This is a genomic window from Rathayibacter sp. AY1F4, from assembly GCF_002931775.1.
Classification (GTDB): domain Bacteria; phylum Actinomycetota; class Actinomycetes; order Actinomycetales; family Microbacteriaceae; genus Rathayibacter.
Map to the genome: position 1 here is coordinate 26115 of NZ_PSVE01000027.1, position 22116 is coordinate 48230.

Here is a 22116-nt window from a genome sequence, read left to right on the forward strand (position 1 = left end):
GCGGATCGCTGGCATTACGTTACTTGATGTGCCCGATCGCCCCCGCCTGACCCCCGCCGTCGCCGATCTGCGGCGGGCGGTGCGCGAGAGCCTCGACGGGCTCGACCCCGGAGCGCTCGTGCTGGTCGCGCTGAGCGGGGGAGCGGACTCGCTCGCGCTCGCGGCGGCGGTCGCCTTCGAGGCCCCGCGGGGCGGGAGGCGGGCCGGCGCGGTGATCGTCGACCACGGGCTGCAGGAGGCGTCGGCCGATGTCGCGCGGCGGGCGGCGGAGCAGGCGCACGGTCTGGGGCTCGCGCCGGTGCTGCGCGAGGTGGTGACGGTGTCCGCCGAGGGCGGTCCGGAGGCGGCCGCCCGCAGCGCGCGCTACCGCGCCTTCGACGACGCGCTGACCGCGACGGGCGCCGCCGCGATCCTCCTGGGCCACACCCTCGACGACCAGGCCGAGACGGTGCTGCTGGGCCTGGCGCGAGGAGCCGGTGCGGCCTCGCTGCACGGGATGGCGCCGGTCAGCGGGCCGCTGCGTCGGCCGATTCTGGGCCTGCGCCGCGAGACGACCCGCCTCGCCTGTTCCGACCAGGGGCTCGTGCCGTGGGACGACCCGCACAACGACGACCCCCGCTACTCGCGGGTCCGGGTGCGGAACCGCGTGCTGCCCGTGCTGGAGGACGAGCTGGGGCCGGGAGTGGCGCAGGCTCTGGCGCGCACGGCCGAGCAGCTGCGGGAGGACGGTGACGCGCTCGACGCGCTCGCCCTCGACTGGGCGCTCGAGCTGGTGGGCCAGGACGAGGCGGGGCACGTCACGGTCGACGCGCGCGGGCTCGCGGCGGACCCGCCGGCGCTGCGGCAGCGGATCATCCGCCTGGTCGTGGCGAACGAGTTCGGAGTCGCGCTCTCGCGCTCGCAGACGCTGGCGGTCGCCGCGCTGGTCACCGACTGGCACGGCCAGAAGGGCGTCGACCTCCCCGGCGTCCTCGCCACCCGCCGCGGCACCACCCTCGTCTTCGCACCCGCGGCCCCCTGACCACGTTTCCGCGAGGCCGGCCCCCGCGGGGCGCCCGACCCCTCCCCGCGAGATGCCGCTCCGGCACGCGACTCGCCGGCGGAGGTGTACCGGAGCGGAAACTCGCGGAGGGGAGACGGGGGCCGGTCACCCGTAGAGTGGCCGGGTGGAAGCAGCCGACATCGCCGACGACATCACCGAGGTCCTCTACACCGAGGCCGAGATCCACGAGCGGATCCGCGCCCTGGCCCGCGCCATCGAGCGCGACTACGCGGGTGAGAACCTGCTCATCGTCGGGGTACTGCGCGGCGCCGTGATGGTGATGGCCGATCTGGCCCGCGAGCTCAAGCTCGACATCGTCATGGACTGGATGGCCGTCTCGTCCTACGGGAGCGGCACCAAGTCGTCCGGCGTGGTGCGGATCCTGAAGGACCTCGACTCCGACATCACGAACCGCAAGGTGCTGATCGTCGAGGACATCATCGACTCCGGCCTCACGCTCTCGTGGCTGCAGGGCAACCTCCGCAGCCGCGGCGCCGAGTCCGTCGAGATCTGCGCGCTGTTCCGCAAGCCCGCGGCCGCCAAGGTCGAGGTCGACGTGGCCTACGTCGGCTTCGACATCCCGAACGAGTTCGTGATCGGCTACGGGCTCGACTACGCCGAGCGCTACCGCAACCTCCGCGATGTCGCCGTCCTCGCCCCGCACGTCTACGAGTAGCCCCGCGGACACCGCGCAGGAGAGCCTCGAGCGGCTCTTCGCGGTGCCGCTGCTGGGCTATCACATGAGCTACCCGACCTCGCTGCGGGCCGACCTCGAGTTCAACTACTGGTGGCTCGCGCACGCGATCGACGCGGCCGTCGACGCCTTCGAGCGCACGGGCGACGAGGCGCACCTGGAGCGGGCGCGGCGGATCCACCGCGCGATCCGCCTCCGCAACGGCGGGCGCCTGGTCAACGGCTACTTCGACGACATGATGTGGCTCGGCGGCGCGCTCGCCCGCCTCGGGGAGGCCTCGGGCGACCCGCGGTTCCTCGACCGGGCCGACCGCCTCTGGCGGTTCGCCGTCGCGAAGGGCTGGAACCTCCGCCACGGGGCGAGCCTCGCCTGGCGCCGCCGGCAGCTGGACTACAAGAACGCGCCCGCCAATGGCCCGTTCGCGATCCTCGGCGCGCGCCTGGAGCGGCTGCGGCCCGACGGCCGGGAGGAGCTCTCGCGCGCCGCCCTCGACTGGATGCACGTGCGCCTCCGCGACGACGACACCGGCTTCGTCGCCGACGGCATCGGCCGCGAGGGAGGCTCCGCCCGCGACGACTGGGCCTTCAGCTACAACCACGCCGTCTACATCGGGGCGGCGCTCGCCCTGCACCGCCTGCGGCCCGACCCCCGCCTGGTGGCCCACGCCTCCCGCACGGCCGAGGACCTGCTGGACCGGCTCGCCCCCGACGGCGTCTTCGTCGACCAGGGATCGGGGGACGGCGCCCTGTTCGGCGGCATCGCCTACCGGCACCTCGTCGACCTCGCCACGACGAGCGGAGTCGCGCCCGCGGTGGCCGCCCGCCTCCGCGGCTTCGTCGCCGGCAGCGTCGCCGCGCTGCAGAGCTCGAGCGTCCGCCACGGCGTGCTGTTGGCCGGGCCCCGCTGGGACGCGCCTCCGTCGCTGCCCGCCACGCTCTCGGCCGAGATCGGCGCCGTGCTCGCCCTGGAGGCGTCAGCGCGACTGGACCGGTCGCCGGTGCCGTCAGACTGACGGGGTGAAGGCACCCGAGAAGCGCACCGTCGCCGTCGTGATCAACCCGAGCAAGTTCGACGACGTCGGCGCCGCGGAGGACCTGGTCGCGACGATCGCGCGCCGCCACGGCTGGAACGAGCCGCTCTGGTTCGAGACCAGCCCGGGCGACTCCGGTGCCGCCGCGGCCCGCGCCGCGCTCGAGGCGGGCCCGGACCTGGTCTGCTCGATGGGCGGCGACGGCACCGTCCGCGCCGTCGCCACGGTGCTGCGCGGCACCGGCGTCCCCTACGGCCTGCTGCCCAGCGGCACCGGCAACCTCCTCGCGCGGAACCTCGGGATCCCGCTCGGCTCGCTGCCCGAGGCGGTCGAGATCGCCCTGCTCGGGCAGGACCGCGCCATCGACGTGGGCACGGCCGCGTTCGACGACGGCGAGGAGCGGGTGTTCATGGTGATGGGCGGGGTGGGCCTGGACGCCGAGATCATGGACAAGACGGACGAGGAGCTGAAGAAGCGGGTGGGCTGGGGCGCCTACTTCGCGGCGGGGGCGCCGGCGATGTTCAAGGCCGGATTCGAGGTGACCCTCACGATCGACGGCGCGGAGGAGCCTCCGCAGCGCTGCTTCATGGTGCTGGCCTGCAACTGCAGCTCCGTGGTCGCGAACATCGAGCTGGCCGCCGGAGCAGTGCTCGACGACGGCGACCTGGAGCTGGTGCTGCTGCGTCGGCGCTTCGGCCTCGCGCTGGACGTGGCGACCGGCAACCGCAACGGGCTCGCCTCGCTCCGGCAGTGGCCCGGCCGCGAGTTCTCGTTCGAGCTCGACCAGCCGGTGCTCGCCGAGCTGGACGGGGATCCGGTCGGCCGCACCCGCTCCGGGCGCTTCGGCGTGGATCCGGGCGCCCTCCTCGTGCGCCTGCCGGTGCCGACGCCGCGGAGCCCGGGACTGACTCCGCACGACTCGGTGATCGTCGACACGTCCGCCATCGCGACGCTGCTCCCGGAGCCGCCCTCCTCCTGATGCTTGCGCGCTCTTCTTTACGGTTGTAAGTTATCTGACGGACGTAAAGAAGGCGCTCCTCGCGCCGGGAGGAAGGACCCTGTGACCGATCCGCGGCTCACCCGCTCGCGCGAGCTCCTGCTCACCGCGATCACGACGGCCCTCGACCGCCCGGGCGACGACCAGCCCTCCATCACGGAGCTCTGCGGCGCCGCGGGCGTCAGCCGCCCCACGTTCTACCAGCACTTCGGCGATGTGCCGTCCCTGATCGAGGCCGCCGCGGTGGAGCGGATGCACGCGCTGTTCGGCGACGTCGCTCCCGGCACCGCCCCCGCCGACTGGGAGGGCGCGGTCCCGCGCATCGTCCGCGGCCTCCTCGAGGGCCTGCTCGTGCACGCCGACTTCTACCGCCGCGTGCTGAGCGGAGGGACGGCCCGCGCCGTGCAGGAGTCGGTCGTCGCGTTCCTCGCGCAGCGGCTCCTCGCCTTCTCGCCCCTCGCCGAGCGCGGATCGGGCGGCGGCGACCACGCCCGCGTCGAGCGCTTCGCCGTCCTCCTCGCCGCCGGCACCACCTGGCTGGTCGTCGGCTGGCTCCTCGACGGCGACGCCCGCCGTCCCGTGGCCTCGGCCTCCGCCGACATCGCCGAGCTCCTCGTCACCGGAGTCGCCTCGCCGCGGCTCGCCGCCCTGCACTCCACGAAGTAGAAGGACCATGACCACCTCCCCGCTCCGCCGCGCCCTGCGCGCCGTGAACCCGCGCCTCGTCGTCGTCTTCGCCGCGATCGCGCTCATCCCGCTGATCTACGCGGGACTGCTGACCTCGGCCAACCTCGATCCCACGCACCACCTCGACACGGTGCCCGCCGCGATCGTCAACGAGGACACCGGCGCGACCGCCTCGGACGGCTCCGCGCTCGCCCTCGGCGACGACCTGACCGAGCAGCTCACCACCGACACGTCCGGCTCGGACTTCGCCTGGACGGCGACCGGTGCCGACGAGGCGTCCCGCGAGCTCGCCTCCGGCGACGTCCTCGCCGTGCTGACGGTGCCGGCCGGCTTCTCGGCCGACGTCGCCTCTGTCGGCGGCGACGACCCCGCCGCGGCCGTGCAGGCGAAGCTGTCGATCGAGACGAACGACGCGGCCAACCTGATCGTCGGCAACATCGCCTCCACCATCGGCACCACCGTGACGAAGACGCTGGAGGAGAAGGTCGGCGCCACCTACCTCGAGAACGTCTACCTCGGCTTCACCGATGTGCACTCGAGCCTCGAGCAGGCAGCCGACGGCGCCGCTCAGCTGGCGGACGGCGCCGGGACCGCCGCGTCCGGCTCCTCCGAGCTGGTCGTCGGGCTCGCGCAGCTGCAGGACGGCACCGCGCAGCTGGCGACCGGCGCCGACTCCCTCCGCTCGGGCGCGGGGAGCGCGGCCTCCGGAGCGTCCGACCTCTCGTCGGGACTCCAGCGGATCGCGAGCGGGACCGGGCAGCTGCCCGACCAGGCGGCGGCGCTCGACACGGGAGCCCGCACGGTCGCCGACGGCGCCCAGCAGCTCGACGGCGGAGCGGCGTCGCTCGCCTCGGGTGCCACCGACCTCGCCGCGGGGACGTCGACCCTGAAGAACGGCGCGGCCTCGGCGGCATCCGGTGCCGCGGCGCTGGCCACCGGGTCCGCCTCCCTCTCCGACGGAGCGGGGAAGGCCCTCGCAGGAGCCCAGCAGCTCGCGACCGGTGCGGGAGCGCTCGCGACCGCCACTCCGCAACTCGCCACCGGAGCGACCGGAGTCGACTCCGGCCTCGCCTCCCTGCTCTCGCGGTACGACTCGCTGTCCGACGCCCAGCGCGTGGCCGAGCTGACCGCCCTCGAGAAGGGTGCGGCAGCTCTCGCGGGCGGAGCCGCCTCGGCGGAGGCGGGCGCGCAGACGCTCGCCTCCGGTGCGACCGCGCTCGTCGGCGACGACGGCAGCGGACTGACGGTGCTCGCCGCCGGTGCCGCCACGGTCTCGAGCGGAGCCGCCGACCTCGCGACCGGCACCGCCGCTCTGTCCACCGGGGCGACCTCCGCCGCCGACGGCGCCCAGAAGCTGCAGACCGGTGCGCAGGCCCTCGCCCAGGGAGCCGCGACCCTCGACGGCGGAGCCGCGCAGGTCGCCGGCGGAGTGGACACCCTCTCCGGCGCGGTCGGCCCGCTCACCAGCGGAATCGCCTCCGCGGCCGCCGGCGCCTCCGACCTCGCCTCCGGGACGGCCGCCCTCGCGACGGGCGCCTCGGACCTCGCGGACGGCGCCGAGACCGCCGCGACCGGCTCGGCCGACGCGGCCACCGGTTCGCAGGACCTCGCCGACGGGATCGACTCGCTCGCCTCCGGATCGCGCACCCTCGACACGAAGCTCTCGGACGGCGCGGACGACGTGCCCACCTACACCGGCGAGCAGGCGCAGGAGCTCAGCACCGTCGCGGCCGCCCCGGTCGGGATCGACGCCGAGCGGATGAACCGCGTGCCGTCCTACGGCTACGGCCTCGCCCCCTACTTCATGGCCCTCGCGCTCTGGGTCGGCGCGCTCGCCTTCTACCTGATGAGCGCCCCGCTCAGCTCCCGCCTCCTCGCCGCGCGCCGGCCCGCCTGGGTCATCGCGCTGCGCAGCTACCTGCCCGGCGCGCTGATGGCGGTCGCCCAGGGCGTCCTGGCCGCGCTCGTCATCCGCTTCGGAGTGGGCGTCGAGGCGTCGAACCTGCCCGGGCTGATCGGGATCGCCGTGCTCACGAGCCTCACTTTCGTGGCGATCAACCAGGCGCTGATCGCGCTGCTGGACGCCCCGGGCCGGTTCCTGGCGCTGCTGATGATCGTGCTGCAGCTGTCCTCGGCCGGAGGCACCTACCCGGTCGAGACCGCGCCCGCCTTCTTCCAGGCGATCCACGGCGTGCTGCCGCTGACCTGGACGGTGGAGGCGTTCCGCTCGCTGATCGCCGGCGGCAGCATCGGAGTCGCGCACGCGGTCCTGGTGCTCGTGCTCTGGCTGGTCGGGGCGCTCGCCGTGACCGTGCTGGCCGCCGCCCGCCGCCGCCGTGGCCTCGTGCCCGCCCTCCGCGACCCGGAGCCCCTCCTCGAGTCGGCCTGACCCGGCCCGGGCGGGCCCGTCCGTCCGCGCCTGCTGCCCCTCGTCGCGGCACGCCCCGCTCGGACACCTTCGCCCCCTCCGAGACCGCAGTAGTCGTCGCTGTCGAGCTCGAGTGCGACAACTCCTGCGTTCTCGCGGCGCGCCCCGCCCGTGAAGCACCCGCCTCCACCCGCAAGGCAGAGGACGCGGACCGGGAAACGCGTGTCAGCGTTTCCCGGCAGTCCGACGAGACCCGCTCTGCGGAACGCACCATCTCGTGAAGCCGACCGCGCGCGGGGATGCGGACCGCCGCATCCCCGCCGGACGGTGCCGACGCGTGCCAGCGTTTCCCGGCAGTCCGACGCACCCCGCTCTGCGGAACGCACCCCGTCGCGAAGCCGACCGCGCGCGGGGATGCGGCCCGCCGCATCCCCGCCGGACAGCACAGCCCGCGGCTGTTCGGCCCACGGCGAACGCGTGGGTGGCGCTCAGAGTGCGGGAGGTAGCCTGGCAGGCACAATCTCCTCGTCAGAAAGGCGCCGGGTGTCGCACCCGCAACAAGCATGAACGTGAAGCGCATCTTCCGGGGTCCCATCCTCTACGTCGTCCTGGCGATCGTCGCGGTGTGGATCGGCTCCTCGCTGATCACCATGTCCGGCTTCCGGCCGGTCACGACGCAGGAGGGTCTCGACCTCCTGAAGGACGGCAAGGTCGACTCGGCGAAGATCGTGGACGGCGAGCAGCGCGTCGATCTCACGCTCAAGCAGGCCGACGGCGACAACGGCACGCAGGTGCAGTTCTACTACGTGGCCCCTCGCGGCGCGGAGGTCGTCGACGCGGTGTCCGCGGCCGATCTCGGCAGCACCGGCTACAACGACGAGGTCCCGCAGACCAACTGGTTCCTCTCGGCTCTCGGCTTCCTGCTCCCCATCCTGCTGATCGGCGCGTTCTTCTGGCTGATGCTCTCGGGCATGCAGGGCGGCGGCAACCGCGTCATGCGGTTCGGCAAGTCGAAGGCGAAGCTCGTCTCGAAGGAGTCGCCCAAGGTCACGTTCGGCGATGTCGCCGGCGCCGACGAGGCGATCGAGGAGCTGCACGAGATCAAGGAGTTCCTCAAGGAGCCCGCGAAGTTCCAGGCCGTCGGCGCCCGCATCCCGAAGGGCGTCCTGCTCTACGGCCCTCCCGGCACCGGCAAGACCCTGCTGGCGCGCGCGGTCGCGGGCGAGGCGGGCGTCCCCTTCTACTCCATCTCCGGATCGGACTTCGTCGAGATGTTCGTCGGCGTCGGCGCGAGCCGTGTCCGCGATCTCTTCCAGCAGGCGAAGGAGAACTCGCCGGCCATCATCTTCGTCGATGAGATCGACGCCGTCGGCCGCCACCGCGGCGCCGGCATGGGCGGCGGTCACGACGAGCGCGAGCAGACCCTCAACCAGCTGCTGGTCGAGATGGACGGCTTCGACGTCAAGACGAACGTCATCCTGATCGCGGCGACGAACCGCCCCGACATCCTCGACCCCGCACTGCTGCGTCCGGGCCGCTTCGACCGCCAGATCGGCGTCGACGCCCCCGACCTGCTCGGCCGCAAGCGGATCCTCGAGGTCCACGGCCGCGGCAAGCCGCTCGCCGGCGGAGTCGACCTCGAGGTCGTCGCCCGCAAGACCCCGGGCTTCACCGGCGCCGACCTGGCCAACGTCCTCAACGAGGCCGCGCTGCTCACCGCCCGTTCCAACGCGCAGCTGATCGACAACCGTGCGCTCGACGAGGCGATCGACCGCGTCATCGCGGGGCCGCAGCGCCGCACGCGGGTCATGCGCGACAAGGAGAAGCTGATCACCGCCTACCACGAGGGCGGACACGCTCTGGCGGCGGCGGCGATGCGCCACACCGACCCCGTGACCAAGGTCACGATCCTTCCGCGCGGTCGCGCCCTCGGCTACACGATGGTGCTCCCGCTGGAGGACAAGTACTCCACGACCCGCAACGAGCTCCTCGACCAGCTCACGTACGCGATGGGCGGCCGCGTCGCGGAGGAGATCGTCTTCCACGACCCCACCACCGGAGCATCGAACGACATCGAGAAGGCGACCTCCATCGCCCGCAAGATGGTCACCGACTACGGCATGTCCGCGAACGTGGGAGCGGTCAAGCTCGGCCAGTCGTCGGGCGAGATGTTCCTCGGCCGCGACATGGGCCACCAGCGCGACTACTCCGAGCAGATCGCCGAGACGGTCGACGCCGAGACGCGCCAGCTCATCGAGCAGGCGCACGACGAGGCGTGGCAGGTCATCAACGACAACCGCGACATCCTCGACCGCCTCGCGATGGAGCTGCTCGAGAAGGAGACGCTCGACCACGACCAGCTGGCCGAGATCTTCAAGGACGTCCGCCGCATCGACGAGCGCCCGCAGTGGCTCTCGAGCGACAAGCGCCCCCTGTCCGACCTGCCGCCCATCGCGGTCCCGGTCGCCAAGGCGCCGATCGACTCGGGTGCGACCGACGGGGGAGTCTCCTCCGCTGGTGCCGACGAGGTCGCGCCGAAGCGCCCGCCGCTGATCAACCCGCGCCCCGCGACGGCGTAGCGCGCGCGTGCCCGTCGACAAGGCGCGCATCGAGGCGGCCGTCGCCGAGATCCTCGCGGCCATCGGGGACGACCCGGGCCGCGAGGGGCTCCTCGACACGCCGCGGCGGTTCGCCGAGGCGTACGAGGAGTTCTTCGGCGGGTTCGACGACGACGCCGCGGCCCAGCTGACCGAGACGTTCGCGGTGGTGGAGGGCGGCCAGGAGTCGCCGCTCGACCAGACGGTGATCGTGCGCGACCTCGCCTTCCGCTCCGTCTGCGAGCACCACCTCCTGCCGTTCCTCGGCGTCGCGCACATCGCCTACCGGCCGCGCGAACGGGTCGTCGGCCTCGGCCGGCTGCCGCGCGTGGTCGAGACGGTCGCGTCGCGACCGCAGATCCAGGAGCGGATGACCGAGCAGATCGCCGACGCGCTCGAGCAGGGCCTCGTTCCCGAGGGAGTGCTCGTCGTGGTCGACGCCGAGCACGGCTGCGTGCGGATGCGCGGGCCGCGCCAGACCGCGAGCTCGACCGTGACGGTCGCCGCCCGCGGCTCCCTCGCCGACCCGGCCGCCCGCGCCGAGATCATCGCGCTGATCGGCGCCGCGCGGGGGGAGTGACGTGGCCACCACCGTCGCCGACCTCACGCCGACCGGCCGCGCCGCGCTCCTCGGGATCCTCAACGTCACTCCGGACTCGTTCAGCGACGGCGGCCGCTGGCTGTCCGTCGACGACGCCGTCCGCCACGGCCTCGACCTGACCCGGCCCGCCGGGGACGGACCCGCCGCGTTCGGCGCGGACCTGGTCGACGTCGGCGGAGAGAGCACCCGCCCCGGTGCGGCGCGCGTCGACTCCGCCGCCGAGCAGGGCCGCGTGCTGCCCGTCGTCCGCGCCCTCGCCGCGGAGGGGGTGCGCGTCAGCATCGACACGATGAGCGCCGCCACAGCGGAGGCCGCTCTGGACGCGGGCGCCGTCGTCGTCAACGACGTCTCCGGCGGCCTCGCCGATCCGCGGATGCTCCCGCTCGTCGCCGAGCGCGGCGCCGTCTACATCGCGATGCACTGGCGCGGGCACAGCGCGGGCATGACCGCTCTCGCGTCCTACGGCGACGTGGTGGCGGACGTCCGCGGCGAGCTCGAGCGCCGCGTCGACGCCGCCCGTGAGGCCGGGATCCGGGACGACCGCCTCCTGCTCGACCCCGGCCTCGGCTTCGCGAAGGTCGGCGCGCACGACTGGGCGCTGCTGGCCGGGCTCGACGCGATCGTCTCGCTGGGCTTCCCGGTCCTGGTCGGCCACTCGCGCAAGCGGTTCCTCGCTCCGTTCGCCCCCGCCGGCGCCCCGGCCGCCGAGCGCGACGAGGTCTCCGCCATGCTGAGCCTCGTCGCCGCCGGGCACGGCGCCTGGGGCGTCCGGGTCCACGACGTCCGCTCGTCCGCCCGCGCCCTGGCCCTCGCCGCCCGACTCCAGGAGGAGACCCCGTGACCGCGATCGACCCCGCCGCCCTGGCCGTGCGCGACTCCATCACCCTCACCGGGCTGCGCGTGCGCGCGCACCACGGCGTCTTCGACTTCGAGCGCGAGAACGGCCAGGACTTCGTGATCGACGCGACGGTCTGGCTCGACACCGCGCCGGCGGCCGAGGGCGACGCGCTGGCCGAGACGGTGCACTACGGCGAGCTCGCGATCGCCCTGGCCGACGCGGTGACCCGCGACCCGGTCGACCTCATCGAGACCCTGGCCGAGCGCCTCGCCCGGGTGGCCCTGGGCTTCGCCGCCGCCGACGTCGTCCGCATCACCGTCCACAAGCCGGACGCTCCGATCCCGCTGCCGTTCGAGGACGTCGCCGTGCAGATCACGAGGACCCGCTCGTGAGGCCGCGGCAGGAGCGCGTCCGCCCGGTGCGCCACGTCGTGCTCGCGCTCGGCAGCAACCTCGGCGACCGCCTCGCGCACCTCGAGGAGGCGCTGCGGGCCCTCGCCACGACGCCGGGCCTGCGCATCGAGGCGGTGTCCAAGGTCGTGGAGTCGCCCGCGTGGAAGCCCGAGGGCGTCGACGAGGACGCGCCCGGGTACCTCAACGCGGTCGTGACCGGCTCGACCGTCCTCGAGCCCGACGACCTGCTCGCGGCGACGGCGGCGATCGAATCGGCCGGCGGCCGGATCCGCGGCGAGGGCGAGGAGCGCTGGGGCGACCGGACACTAGACATCGACGTGATCGCGGTCGGCGGCGTGCTCCGCGACGACGCGCATCTGACCCTCCCGCACCCGCGGGCGGCCGAGCGGGCGTTCGTGCTCGAGCCGTGGCTCGACGCCGAGCCGGCGGCGGTCCTTCCCGGAGCCGGACCCGTGGCCGAGCTGCGCGCACGGGCGACCGACCGCGTGACCGACCACCCGGCCGGGCTGACCTGGCCGGGGCGCGACTCCGCCCGCGGCAGCACCGCCGAACCCGAGAGCAGGACCCCGTGAGGCGCACCCGCATCAGCACCCTGCTCGGACTCGGCCTCGCCGGGGCCGTCGCAGGGTTCCTCCTCGACCTCGCGATCGCCGCCGCAGGCCGCCCCGTGCTCATCCCGCCGCTGACGGTTCCGCTGACCCTGATCGTGGTCGCCGCCCTCGTGCTCGGCTTCGCCGTGCCGATCCACCGCGCCACGAAGGGCACGCTGCGCCGGCCCATCGATCCGTTCCGGGCGATGCGCGTCGTGGTGCTCGCGAAGGCGTCCAGCCACGTCGGTGCTCTGCTGCTCGGAGCCTCCGGCGGCATCCTGGTGTACCTGCTGAGCCGTGCGATCCCTTCGCTAGGCTCCGTGTGGCAGGACGTCGCGACCATCGTGGGTGCGCTCGTCCTGCTGGTGGCCGGCCTGGTCGCCGAGCACCTGTGCACCATCCCGCCGAGCGACGACGACGACAGCGCCGTCGGCGAGGTGAACCACGCCTGACGCCGACGCCCGGACCGCCGCGGGCAGTGAGGACGACGCCATGCCCGCCGAGCCCGAGGACGCGTCGCCGACGACCCGCCGCGACGCGAGGGGACGCCGGCGGGACCGTCTCGACATCACGGGGGAGTGGCGCCGCGTCTCGCCCCGGTACGTCGCGGTCGAGATCGTGTCGGCCGTCGTGTCGAGCGTGCTGCTGCTCGCCGTGCCCGTGGTGCTGATGCTGATCGGCCTGCCGTGGGGCTGGATCCCGATGGCCGCCGCGGCCGCCCTCGCGGTGACCCTCCTGATCGTGGCCCCGCGCCGTGCGCGCGCCTACGGCTACCTCCTGCGCCAGGACGACCTCCTGTTTCGCCGCGGCATCATGTTCCAGCGCTTCGTGTCGGTGCCGTACGGGCGGATGCAGCTCATCGACGTCAACCGCGGGCCGCTCGCCCGGGCACTCGGCCTCGCCGACCTCCGCTTCGTCACCGCCGCCGCGGCGACCGGCGTCAGCATCCCGGGCCTGGCCGAGCAGGACGCGGAGGAGCTCCGCGACCGCCTGGTCGAGCTCGCCGAGTCGCGCCGGGCCGGCCTGTGACCGAGCTCCGCGCCGTCGAGACGGACCTCGCCGACGGGGAGTGGCACCGCCTCCATCCCGCGACCCCGGTCCTCAAGGGCGGGATCGGCCTGCTGGTCGTCCTCGGCATCGTGATCACGAACCTCCGCGAGCGCCTGGTCGAGCTGTTCCTGCCCGGGCCGGAGGGGTTCGAGAGCGGCGATCCGGTCGACGAGCTGCTGCGCCGCGGTCTCGTCGGCTGGGCGCTGCTGGCGGTCGCGGTGGGCCTGGCGGTCGCCGTCTTCGCGTTCTGGCTGTCCTGGCGGATGCACACCTTCCGCATCACGGACGAGCTCGTCGAGGTGCGCTCCGGCGTGCTCTTCCGGACCAACCGGCGGGCGCGGCTGGACCGCATCCAGGGCATCGCGGTGCAGCGTCCGCTGTTCGCGCGGCTGTTCGGGGCCGCGAAGCTCGAGGTGAGCGTGGCCGGGCAGGACGCGAACGTCCAGCTGTCGTACCTCGGCTCGCGGCTGGTGGACGCCCTGCGCCGCGACATCCTGCGGCTCGCCTCCGGGGTGCGCGAGCGAGAGGCGACGGTCGACGGTGCGGCTCCGGCGGGCGGGTTCCTGGCGCGCCGGCTGGAGGAGTTCGGCGAGCCTCAGGACGAGACGCCGCCCGAGTCGGTCGTCTCGATCCCGCCGGGCCGGCTCCTCGGCTCGCTCGTCTTCAGCGGCTTCACGCTGTTCCTGGCCGCCTCGGTCGTCGCCGTGGTGTTCGTCGCCGTCTACGGCTCGCCCTACGTGCTCTTCGCGATCCTGCCGGGCCTGATCGGCTCGGGCAGCTACTACGTCCGCCAGTTCGTGCGCTCGCTCCGGTACTCGATCGCCGCGACGCCCGACGGCGTGCGGGTCGGCTACGGCGTGCTCTCGACCAGCAGCGACACGATCCCGCCCGGCCGGATCCACGCCGTCGAGATCACGCAGCCGCTGCTCTGGCGCCCCTTCGGCTGGTGGCAGGTGCGGATCGACCGCGCCGGCCACGCGGCCTCCCGCGGGGCGAACGGCGAGCCGAACACCACGATCCTGCCCGTCGGCGACCTCGCCGCGGTCGAGCGCGTCCTCGCCCTCCTGCTGCCCGGACCGGCTGAGGGAGCGGAGTCGACGCCCGTCGGAGACGCACTCCGGCACCGCGACGCGGCCGGCTTCACCCGGGCGCCGCGCTCGGCGGTGTGGCTCCGCCCCTTCTCGTTCCGGAGGACCGGGTACCGGCTGACGGACGAGGTCGCGATCCTGCGCAGCGGAGCGGTCTGGCGGCGGGTCGCCGTGGTGCCCCTGGCGCGGATGCAGAGCGTCGGGGTCCAGCAGGGACCGCTCCAGCGCCTGCTCGGGCTGGCCTCGGCGCGCGTGCACACGGTGGCCGGCCCCGTCACTCCGCTCGTGCCGGTGATGAGCGCGGCCGACGGACTCGCCTTCTTCGAGAGCCTCGCGACGGCCGGAGTGCGGGCCGCCGACCGCGACGCGAGCCACCAGTGGGGGCGGCGCGCGGCCGCACCCGCCCTGCCCGACTGGCCCGCTCCGGAGGGGGAACCGCATGCCTGAGAACCGCCGCGACGGACGCCTGGGCGTCGGCGTGATCGGTGCCGGACGCGTGGGCCCGGTGCTGGGTGCCGCGCTCGCCGGGGCCGGCCACGCCGTGATCGGGATCGCCACCACCAGCGAGAGCGGCCGCGAGCGCGCCGACGCGCTGCTCCCCGGAGTCCCCGTGCTCGCGATCCCCGAGCTCGTCGAGCGCAGCGAGCTGGTGATCGTCGCCGTCCCCGGGAGCGAGATCGCCGCCCTGGTCGCGGGGCTCGCCGCGACCGGAGCGTGGCAGCCCGGCCAGCTGGTGCTGCACACGGCACCCGAGCACGGCTACGGGGTGCTCGCGCCGGCGCTCGCCTCCGGGGTCATCCCCCTGGCAGTCCATCCGGCGATGGCCTTCAGCGGCACCAGCCTCGACCTGGCGCGCCTCTCCGAGACCTACTTCGCCGTGTCGGCGCCGGGCCCGGTGCTGCCGATCGCGCAGGCGCTGGTGGTCGAGATGGGCGGGGAGCCGGTGACCGTGGCGGAGGCGGACCGCGCCGCCTACGCGGAGGCCGTCTCGACCGCCACGACCTTCTCGACCGCGATCGTCGACCAGGCGGCGGGCCTGCTGGCGGGCATCGGCGTCGAGAAGCCGGGCTTCTTCCTCTCCAGCCTCGTCCGCTCCTCCGTCGACGACGCCCTGCGCCGCGCGGCGGGCTGACGCGCGGTGCCGCTCGTGACGCCGCTCCCCGGGTGGGACGCCGCTCGGGAGGCGGTGCCTCGCGGAGGAGCACGGCGTCCCGGTGCCGAGGGCCCCGGCGGCCGCGGGCCCGCCGGTAGCATCGTCGGGTGATCAGCACCGTCCACCGCATCGGCGACCTCCGCGAGCGGCTGCAGGAGGCGCGGCGGGCCGGTCGGCGCATCGCACTCGTGCCGACGATGGGCGCCCTGCACGCCGGGCACCTCGCCCTCGTCGAGCGGGCGCGCGAGCTGGCCGACGTCGTCGTCGTGTCGGTGTTCGTGAATCCGCTGCAGTTCGGTCCGACCGAGGACCTGGACCGCTACCCGCGCGACCTCGAGGGCGACACCGCCCTGCTCGACGCGGCCGGGGCCGACCTCCTCTTCGCTCCGGGAGTCGCCGAGATGTATCCCGACGGGCCGTCTTCGACGCGGGTCGTCGCGGACGAGGTCGGCAGCCTCTACGAGGGGCGCGCGCGGCCGGGCCACTTCGACGGGATGCTCACCGTCGTCGCCAAGCTCCTGAGCATCGCCCAGCCGGACGTCGCGGTCTTCGGGCAGAAGGACGCGCAGCAGCTGTTCCTCGTGCGCCGCATGGTCCGCGACCTCGACCTGCCCGTGGAGATCGAGGGCGTCGGCATCGTGCGGGAGGAGGACGGGCTCGCCCGCTCCAGCCGCAACCGCTACCTCGACGAGGAGCAGCGCCGCGCGGGCCTCGTGCTGCCGCGGCTCCTCGCAGCCGCCGCGGGAGCCGCCGACCGCGGTGCCGCCGCGGCGATCGAGGCCGCCGAGGCCGTCGCGCACGCCGAGCCGCTCGTTAAGCTGGACTACCTCGTCGTCGTGGATCCCGCGACGCTCCTCCCGGTCGACGCCGACCACCGCGGCCCGGCACTCGTGCTCGTCGCCGCGATCGTCGGCACCACCCGCCTCCTCGACAACGCCCCGATCCTGCTCGCCTGATCGCGGCCGTCCGCCCCGAACCGAAAGCACCGCGACCCTCATGGCCGACACCCCCGACGTCCCCGAGTCCACGACCCCCGCCGCCGAGCAGTCCGACTCCGAGCAGGCCGCCGCCGAGCGGGCCGCGCAGCAGGAGGCCTCCGAGCAGAAGGCCGTCCGCCTCGCCAAGCGCGAGCGCCTGCTCGAGCTCGCGGGCGACGACCTCGGCGCCGGCGCCTACCCCGTCGCGGTCGGAGTCACCGACACCATCGCGGCCGTCCGGGCGCGCCACGAGGGCATCGAGCCGGACGTGAAGACCGGCGAGCGCGTCGGCCTCGCGGGCCGCGTGGTGTTCCAGCGCAACACGGGCAAGCTCTGCTTCGCGACGCTGCAGGCCGGCGACGGCGAGCGGATCCAGGCCATGGTCTCGCTCGGCGACGTGGGCGAGGAGTCGCTCGCGGCGTGGAAGGAGCTCGTCGACCTGGGCGACCACCTCTTCGTCGAGGGCGAGGTCGTCTCGAGCAAGCGCGGCGAGCTGAGCGTGTGGGTGTCGGAGTGGACGATCGCCGCGAAGGCGATCCTGCCGCTGCCGAACCTGCACAACGAGCTCGGCGACGAGACCCGGATGCGCCAGCGCTACCTCGACCTGATCGTGCGCCCCCAGGCCCGCGAGACGGTCGTCACCCGCGCCCGCGTGAACGCCTCCCTTCGCGACACCTTCGCCTCCCACGAGTTCCTCGAGGTCGAGACCCCGATGCTCCAGGTGATGCACGGCGGCGCCTCCGCACGCCCCTTCGCCACGCACTCGAACGCCTTCGACACCGAGCTGTACCTGCGCATCGCGCCCGAGCTCTACCTCAAGCGCGCCGTCGTCGGCGGCATCGACCGGGTCTTCGAGATCAACCGCAACTTCCGCAACGAGGGCGCGGACTCCACGCACTCGCCCGAGTTCGCGATGCTCGAGGCCTACCAGGCGTACGGCGACTACAACTCGATCGCCGACCTCACCCAGGAGCTGATCCAGAACGCGGCGCAGGCCGTCGCGGGCTCGCACGTGGTCACCTGGGCCGACGGCACCGAGTTCGACCTCGGCGGCCGGTGGGACCGCATCTCGATGTACGAGAGCCTGTCGCTCGCGGCCGGCATCGCGATCACGCCGGAGACGGAGCTCGCCGAGCTCGAGACCCTCGCCGCGCGCGAGGGCGTCGAGGTGCACGTCCCCACGCACGGCAAGTACGTCGAGGAGCTGTGGGAGCACTTCGTGAAGGGCGGCCTGACGCGCCCGACCTTCGTGATGGACTTCCCCGTCGACACCTCGCCGCTCGTGCGGGCGCACCGCAGCATCCCGGGCGTCGTCGAGAAGTGGGACCTCTACGTCCGCGGCTTCGAGCTGGCCACCGGCTACTCCGAGCTGATCGACCCGGTCGTGCAGCGCGAGCGCTTCGTCGAGCAGGCCCGCCAGGCCGCCGCGGGCGACGACGAGGCGATGCGCCTGGACGAGGACTTCCTCCGCGCCCTCGAGCACGGCATGCCCCCCACCGGCGGCATGGGCATGGGCATCGACCGCCTCCTGATGGCGATCACCGGCCTCGGGATCCGCGAGACGATCCTGTTCCCGCTCGTCAAGTAGGGTCGCAGGAGCCGAGGGGGAGACATGGTCAGGGCATCGAGCATCGTCGCGGCCGTCGCGGCGGGCGTCCTCACGATCGCGCAGTTCGGTGTGGGGACCGCGGTCGCCGCGAGCGTCCTCACCTCCTCCGGCGACGTCGGCACCGCGCTGGCCGACCGGCGAGCGGCCGAGGCCTTCACGCCCGACCCCACGATCGCCGGCTTCGCGGAGCGGACCGCCATGTCCGACCGCGGCCGCGCCCTCTACTACGCGTCGAGCCCGTCGGTCGAGCCGACCGCCGGCTTCAACGACCTCTGCGGCTACGGCGCCTCCGACGACATCGTCCTCGGCTGCTACACCGGCACCAGCATCTACATCTCGGACGTCGCCAATCCCGACCTCGACGGGATCCGCGACGTGACGGCGGCCCACGAGATGCTGCACGCCGCGTGGGTGCGGCTCGACGCGGAGGAGCAGGCCGAGCTGGGCGACGAGCTCGAGGCCGCGTACGAGACCCTCCCGCAGGACGGCACGATCGCCGAGCGCCTCGAGCTGTACCGCACCGGCGGCCTCGGCGAGCGCGTCAACGAGCTGCACTCGATCCTGGGGACCGAGGTGGCCGACCTTCCGCCGGCGCTCGAGGCGCACTACGCCGAGTTCTTCGACGACCGCTCCGTCGTCGTGGGCCTGAACGCCCGCTACGAGGCGGTCTTCACCGATCTCGAGAACCGCATCGAGGATCTGGTCTCCCGGATCGAGACGATGTACGCCGACCTCACGGCGCGGGTCGACGCGAACAACGCCGAGTACGACGCGCTCAATGTCGAGATCGACGACTTCAACTCGCGCGCCGACAGCGGCGACTTCGGATCGACGGCCGAGTTCGAGACGGAGCGCGCCGATCTGCTCGCCCGCAGCCAGGCCGTCGATGCCACCCGCGCCGCCATCGACGCGGACATCGCCGTGTACGACGGCCTGCGCTCGGAGCTGGAGGGCCTCAACTCCGACGCCGCGGCGCTGAACAAGTCGGTCGAGAGCCAGTAGCGCCAGCGTCCGCGAAGGCCGCTGGGCGCACGGGCCTCCGGGCTCACGGCTCCCGCGCCGGTGCCGCGGGTAGGATCGCCGCATGGACTGGGAGCTGTGGAACCAGGGGCTGTGGGCCCTCGTGCCGACGATCACGGTCGGAGCCATCTTCTGGTTCGTGATGCGCGCCCTCATCCGCTCGGACCGCAACGAGCGCCGCGCGTACGACCGCATCGAGGCCCGCGAGCGCGAGCGCCGCGGCCTGCCGCCCCGCGACGCCTCCTGACCACCGCCGCCGCGCGGGTGCCTCCCGCGCCCGCTGAGCGGCTCCGCACGACGAACGAGGAGGCGCGGTGCCCGCACCCGACTGGGCCGTGATCCTCCCGATCGCGGCCGTCGTCGTCGAGCTCGTGGTCCGCGTGATCGCCGTGATCGTCGTGCCGCGGAACCGCCGTCCGACCACCGGTCTCGCCTGGCTGATGGCGATCTTCCTGATCCCGTACGTCGGCATCCTGCTGTTCCTCTTCATCGGGAGCTACCGGCTGCCGCGCAAGCGCCGCCGGAAGCAGCAGGAGATCAACCGGTTCATCCTGGAGTCGACCGACGGCATCGACCGCGTCGCCCGGGAGCACCCGTGGCCGCAGTGGCTGGAGTCGGTGGTCACCCTCAACCGCAACCTCGGCGCGATGCCGCTGGTCGGCGGGAACGACGCGCGCCTCCAGGGCGACTACGAGCAGACCATCCGCGCGATGGCCGCCGAGATCGACCGCGCCCGCCGGTACGTGCACTGCGAGTTCTACATCCTCGCCGCCGACTCGACGACCGCGCCCTTCTTCGACGCGCTCGACCGCGCGGTGGCGCGCGGGGTGCGGGTGCGGATCCTCCTCGACCACATCGCGTCGATCCGCGTGCCCGGCTACTACAGCGGCACCCACCGCCGGCTGCGCGCCCTCGAGCGGGCGGGCGCCTCGTGGTCGTACATGCTCCCCGTGCGGCCGTGGCGCGGCCAGTACCAGCGGCCGGACCTGCGCAACCACCGCAAGCTGCTGATCGTCGACGGCAACGCGGCCTTCATGGGCTCGCAGAACGTCGTCGACTCCAGCTACAACAAGCGCGGCAACATCCGCCGCGGCCTGCACTGGCACGACCTGATGGTGCGCCTCGAGGGGCCGGTGGTGCAGGGCATCAACGCCATCTTCATCACCGACTGGTACAGCGAGACCGACGAGCTGCTCCTGCGGGAGTCGGAGCCGATGGAGGCGCTGCAGCAGCGCGACACGATCGACTGCCAGGTGGTGCCGAGCGGGCCGGGATTCGAGGGCGAGAACAACCTGCGGCTGTTCCTGACGCTGCTCTACTCGGCGCAGAAGTCGATCATCATCACCAGCCCGTACTTCGTGCCCGACGAGGCGATGCTCTACGCGATCACGACGGCGACCCGGCGGGGCGTGCACGTGGAGCTCTTCGTCTCCGAGATCGGCGACCAGGCCGTGGTCTACCACGCCCAGCGCTCGTACTACGAGACGCTGCTGACCGCGGGCGTGCGCATCTGGATGTACCGCAAGCCGACCATCCTGCACGCGAAGCACTTCACGATCGACGACGACGTCGCCGTGATCGGCTCGAGCAACATGGACATGCGCTCCTTCACGCTCAACCTCGAGGTCTCGCTCATGGTGCGCGGCTCGGAGTTCGTCGAGGACCTGCGCCAGGTGCAGCAGGACTACCGCGAGCACTCCCGCGAGCTGACCCTCCGCGAGTGGCGGCAGCAGCCGCTCCGCTCGACCCTGCTCGACAACCTGGCGCGGCTCACCTCGGCGCTGCAGTAGCGCGGCTCCCGTCCGCCCGCAGGCGGAGGATGCGCGGCCCCGGCTCGTCGCGCAAGGCCCTGTGCGGGCCGCCGCGCCCCGCGTAGCGTCGGAGCGTCCTCAGCACCATCCGGTTCCGCCTGCCCGGCGCCGGGTTCGAGAAGGGAACGGACATGACGGCATCCCGTACGACGCGCATCCTCATCCTCGGCGGCGGCTACGTCGGCCTGTACACGGCCTGGGGCCTCGAGAAGAGGCGGGGGGAGGCGCCGATCGACGTCACCGTCGTCGAGCCGAACCCCTACATGACCTACCAGCCGCTGCTGCCCGAGGTCGCCGGCGGGCACGTCCAGCCGCGCCACGTCACGGTGCCGCTGGTCTCCGCGCTCAAGCGCACCCGCGTGATCCGCGGCGCGATCACCGGCGTGAGCCTCGCCGAGCGCAGCGCCACGGTCGCCGCGTTGGACGGCTCCACCCGCACGATCGAGTTCGACCAGGTCGTCTTCGCGCTCGGTGCCGTCACCCGCACCTTCCCCACTCCGGGCCTCGCCGAGCACGGCATCGGCTTCAAGACGGTGGAGGAGGCGGCGCACCTGCGCGACCGCGTCATCGAGAACATCGCGAAGGCGGCGCTCACCACCGATCCCGCCGAGCGCCGGCGCCTGCTCACCTTCGTCTTCGTCGGCGGTGGCTACACCGGCGTCGAGGCGCTGAGCGAGCTGCTCGACCTCAGCCGCAAGACTCTCGCCGCACAGCCCTCCCTCTCGATGGGCGACGTCACCTGGCACCTCGTCGAGGCGCTGGACCGGGTCGCCCCCGAGGTCGGTCCCGAGCTCTCGAAGTGGACGCTCGACCACCTCCGCTCGCGCGGCGTGCACGTGCACCTGAAGACGACGATGCCCTCCTGCGAGGACGGCGTCGTGGAGCTCTCCTCGGGCGAGCGCATCCCGACCGCCACGATCGTGTGGACCGCCGGCGTGAAGCCGAACCCGATCCTGGACGCGACCGACGCGCCGCGCGGGCCGAAGGGCCACGTCATGGCGGATGCGCGCCTGCGGGTCATCCGCGAGGACGGCGAGCCGGTGGGCGGCGCCTGGGCGGCCGGCGACGGCGCGCAGGTGCCGGACCTCACCAGCGAGAAGCAGCCCGCGTACTACCCGCCGAACGCGCAGAACGCGGTCCGGCAGGCCAAGCTCCTGGCGCGCAACATCATCGCCGACCTCACCGGAGGCACCGTGGAGGAGTACCGCCACGCCTCCGTCGGGACCGTCGCCGAGTACGGCATCGGCAAGGGCGCCGGCCTGATCAAGGGCGTGAAGCTGCGCGGCCTCCCCGCCTGGCTCGCGCACCGCGCCTACCACGGAGCGGCGATGCCGACCCTGGACCGCAAGTGGCGGATCATCACGGGCTGGCTCGTCGACGCCGTCACTCCGCGCGACCTCTCGCCGATGAGTGCGCTGCAGGATCCGCGCCGCGCCTTCCGGGAGACGGCCGAGGCCACCGATCGCGAGGCCGCGGCGAAGGCCGCCGCGAAGAAGGAGTCGGACGCGTCCTGACGCGCCGGTGGGAACGCGGGAGTCGCGGTGGTCGAGC

21 protein-coding genes are annotated in these 22116 nt (G+C 73.5%); all 21 read left to right on the forward strand.

Features of this window, described 5'->3' with window-relative positions:
- Positions 1 to 28 precede the first annotated feature (28 nt).
- The 21 genes from tilS (at position 29) to C5C59_RS14925 (ending at position 22079) form a co-directional block, all read left to right on the forward strand.
- On the forward strand, positions 29 to 1021 hold the full coding sequence (tilS, locus tag C5C59_RS14825) for a tRNA lysidine(34) synthetase TilS (RefSeq protein ID WP_104238399.1): 993 nt from the start codon (positions 29 to 31) through the stop codon (positions 1019 to 1021).
- Positions 1022 to 1166: 145 nt separating this feature from the next.
- Entirely contained in the window at positions 1167 to 1718 is a 552-nt protein-coding gene (hpt, locus tag C5C59_RS14830; protein WP_104238400.1) for a hypoxanthine phosphoribosyltransferase, read from the forward strand.
- 64 nt (positions 1719 to 1782) lie between these two features.
- Complete coding sequence (locus C5C59_RS14835; protein ID WP_181134915.1) at positions 1783 to 2748, forward strand: glycoside hydrolase family 76 protein; 966 nt, start codon at positions 1783 to 1785, stop codon at positions 2746 to 2748.
- Positions 2749 to 2752: 4 nt separating this feature from the next.
- Complete coding sequence (locus C5C59_RS14840; protein ID WP_104234307.1) at positions 2753 to 3745, forward strand: diacylglycerol kinase family protein; 993 nt, start codon at positions 2753 to 2755, stop codon at positions 3743 to 3745.
- A gap of 81 nt (positions 3746 to 3826) precedes the next feature.
- Positions 3827 to 4429 carry a TetR/AcrR family transcriptional regulator gene (locus C5C59_RS14845; RefSeq protein ID WP_104226013.1) on the forward strand — a complete coding sequence of 201 codons (603 nt, stop codon included), beginning with the start codon at positions 3827 to 3829 and terminating at the stop codon, positions 4427 to 4429.
- Positions 4430 to 4436: 7 nt separating this feature from the next.
- Positions 4437 to 6839, forward strand: coding sequence for a YhgE/Pip domain-containing protein (locus C5C59_RS14850; RefSeq protein ID WP_104238402.1), 2403 nt, complete (start codon positions 4437 to 4439; stop codon positions 6837 to 6839).
- A gap of 542 nt (positions 6840 to 7381) precedes the next feature.
- Positions 7382 to 9397, forward strand: a complete 2016-nt coding sequence (gene ftsH / locus C5C59_RS14855; RefSeq protein ID WP_104238403.1) for an ATP-dependent zinc metalloprotease FtsH — start codon at positions 7382 to 7384, stop codon at positions 9395 to 9397.
- A gap of 7 nt (positions 9398 to 9404) precedes the next feature.
- A complete protein-coding gene (folE, locus tag C5C59_RS14860) occupies positions 9405 to 9995 on the forward strand; it encodes a GTP cyclohydrolase I FolE (protein WP_104238404.1) in 591 nt (196 codons plus the stop codon).
- Between the two features lies 1 nt (position 9996).
- Positions 9997 to 10857, forward strand: a complete 861-nt coding sequence (gene folP / locus C5C59_RS14865) for a dihydropteroate synthase (protein ID WP_104238405.1) — start codon at positions 9997 to 9999, stop codon at positions 10855 to 10857.
- Positions 10854 to 11246 (forward strand): dihydroneopterin aldolase, encoded by a 393-nt coding sequence (gene folB / locus C5C59_RS14870; RefSeq protein WP_104347803.1) that lies wholly within the window; start codon positions 10854 to 10856, stop codon positions 11244 to 11246. Before folP ends, folB begins: the two co-directional genes overlap by 4 nt.
- A complete protein-coding gene (gene folK, locus C5C59_RS14875) occupies positions 11243 to 11839 on the forward strand; it encodes a 2-amino-4-hydroxy-6-hydroxymethyldihydropteridine diphosphokinase (RefSeq protein WP_104238406.1) in 597 nt (198 codons plus the stop codon). Before folB ends, folK begins: the two co-directional genes overlap by 4 nt.
- The gene (locus C5C59_RS14880; protein ID WP_104238407.1) at positions 11836 to 12309 is read left to right on the forward strand and encodes a DUF3180 domain-containing protein; all 474 of its coding nucleotides are present in this window, start codon (positions 11836 to 11838) and stop codon (positions 12307 to 12309) included. The genes folK and C5C59_RS14880 overlap by 4 nt, the downstream gene beginning before the upstream one ends.
- A 40-nt stretch (positions 12310 to 12349) precedes the next feature.
- The gene (locus C5C59_RS14885) at positions 12350 to 12886 is read left to right on the forward strand and encodes a PH domain-containing protein (RefSeq protein ID WP_104238408.1); all 537 of its coding nucleotides are present in this window, start codon (positions 12350 to 12352) and stop codon (positions 12884 to 12886) included.
- Positions 12883 to 14442, forward strand: coding sequence for a PH domain-containing protein (locus C5C59_RS14890; protein ID WP_104238409.1), 1560 nt, complete (start codon positions 12883 to 12885; stop codon positions 14440 to 14442). Before C5C59_RS14885 ends, C5C59_RS14890 begins: the two co-directional genes overlap by 4 nt.
- The gene (locus C5C59_RS14895; RefSeq protein WP_104238410.1) at positions 14435 to 15127 is read left to right on the forward strand and encodes a Rossmann-like and DUF2520 domain-containing protein; all 693 of its coding nucleotides are present in this window, start codon (positions 14435 to 14437) and stop codon (positions 15125 to 15127) included. Before C5C59_RS14890 ends, C5C59_RS14895 begins: the two co-directional genes overlap by 8 nt.
- A 128-nt stretch (positions 15128 to 15255) precedes the next feature.
- Positions 15256 to 16104 (forward strand): pantoate--beta-alanine ligase, encoded by an 849-nt coding sequence (panC, locus tag C5C59_RS14900; RefSeq protein WP_104238411.1) that lies wholly within the window; start codon positions 15256 to 15258, stop codon positions 16102 to 16104.
- A gap of 40 nt (positions 16105 to 16144) precedes the next feature.
- A complete protein-coding gene (gene lysS / locus C5C59_RS14905; protein WP_104224095.1) occupies positions 16145 to 17713 on the forward strand; it encodes a lysine--tRNA ligase in 1569 nt (522 codons plus the stop codon).
- A gap of 24 nt (positions 17714 to 17737) precedes the next feature.
- Positions 17738 to 18736 carry a hypothetical protein gene (locus C5C59_RS17395; protein WP_104255539.1) on the forward strand — a complete coding sequence of 333 codons (999 nt, stop codon included), beginning with the start codon at positions 17738 to 17740 and terminating at the stop codon, positions 18734 to 18736.
- Positions 18737 to 18818: 82 nt separating this feature from the next.
- A complete protein-coding gene (locus tag C5C59_RS14915) occupies positions 18819 to 19001 on the forward strand; it encodes a hypothetical protein (protein ID WP_104224094.1) in 183 nt (60 codons plus the stop codon).
- 67 nt (positions 19002 to 19068) lie between these two features.
- Positions 19069 to 20544 (forward strand): cardiolipin synthase, encoded by a 1476-nt coding sequence (gene cls, locus C5C59_RS14920; protein WP_104224093.1) that lies wholly within the window; start codon positions 19069 to 19071, stop codon positions 20542 to 20544.
- A gap of 152 nt (positions 20545 to 20696) precedes the next feature.
- The gene (locus C5C59_RS14925; protein ID WP_104238412.1) at positions 20697 to 22079 is read left to right on the forward strand and encodes an NAD(P)/FAD-dependent oxidoreductase; all 1383 of its coding nucleotides are present in this window, start codon (positions 20697 to 20699) and stop codon (positions 22077 to 22079) included.
- Positions 22080 to 22116: the final 37 nt, after the last annotated feature.

Coding starts and splice junctions, on each gene's coding strand:
- C5C59_RS14835 (WP_181134915.1), top strand. CDS start 1,783: ATGAGCTACCCGACCTCGCTGCGGGCCGACCTCGAGTTCAACTACTGG.
- C5C59_RS14915 (WP_104224094.1), top strand. CDS start 18,819: ATGGACTGGGAGCTGTGGAACCAGGGGCTGTGGGCCCTCGTGCCGACG.
- C5C59_RS14925 (WP_104238412.1), top strand. CDS start 20,697: ATGACGGCATCCCGTACGACGCGCATCCTCATCCTCGGCGGCGGCTAC.
- ftsH (WP_104238403.1), top strand. CDS start 7,382: ATGAACGTGAAGCGCATCTTCCGGGGTCCCATCCTCTACGTCGTCCTG.
- C5C59_RS14850 (WP_104238402.1), top strand. CDS start 4,437: ATGACCACCTCCCCGCTCCGCCGCGCCCTGCGCGCCGTGAACCCGCGC.
- C5C59_RS17395 (WP_104255539.1), top strand. CDS start 17,738: ATGGTCAGGGCATCGAGCATCGTCGCGGCCGTCGCGGCGGGCGTCCTC.
- C5C59_RS14895 (WP_104238410.1), top strand. CDS start 14,435: ATGCCTGAGAACCGCCGCGACGGACGCCTGGGCGTCGGCGTGATCGGT.
- lysS (WP_104224095.1), top strand. CDS start 16,145: ATGGCCGACACCCCCGACGTCCCCGAGTCCACGACCCCCGCCGCCGAG.
- C5C59_RS14885 (WP_104238408.1), top strand. CDS start 12,350: ATGCCCGCCGAGCCCGAGGACGCGTCGCCGACGACCCGCCGCGACGCG.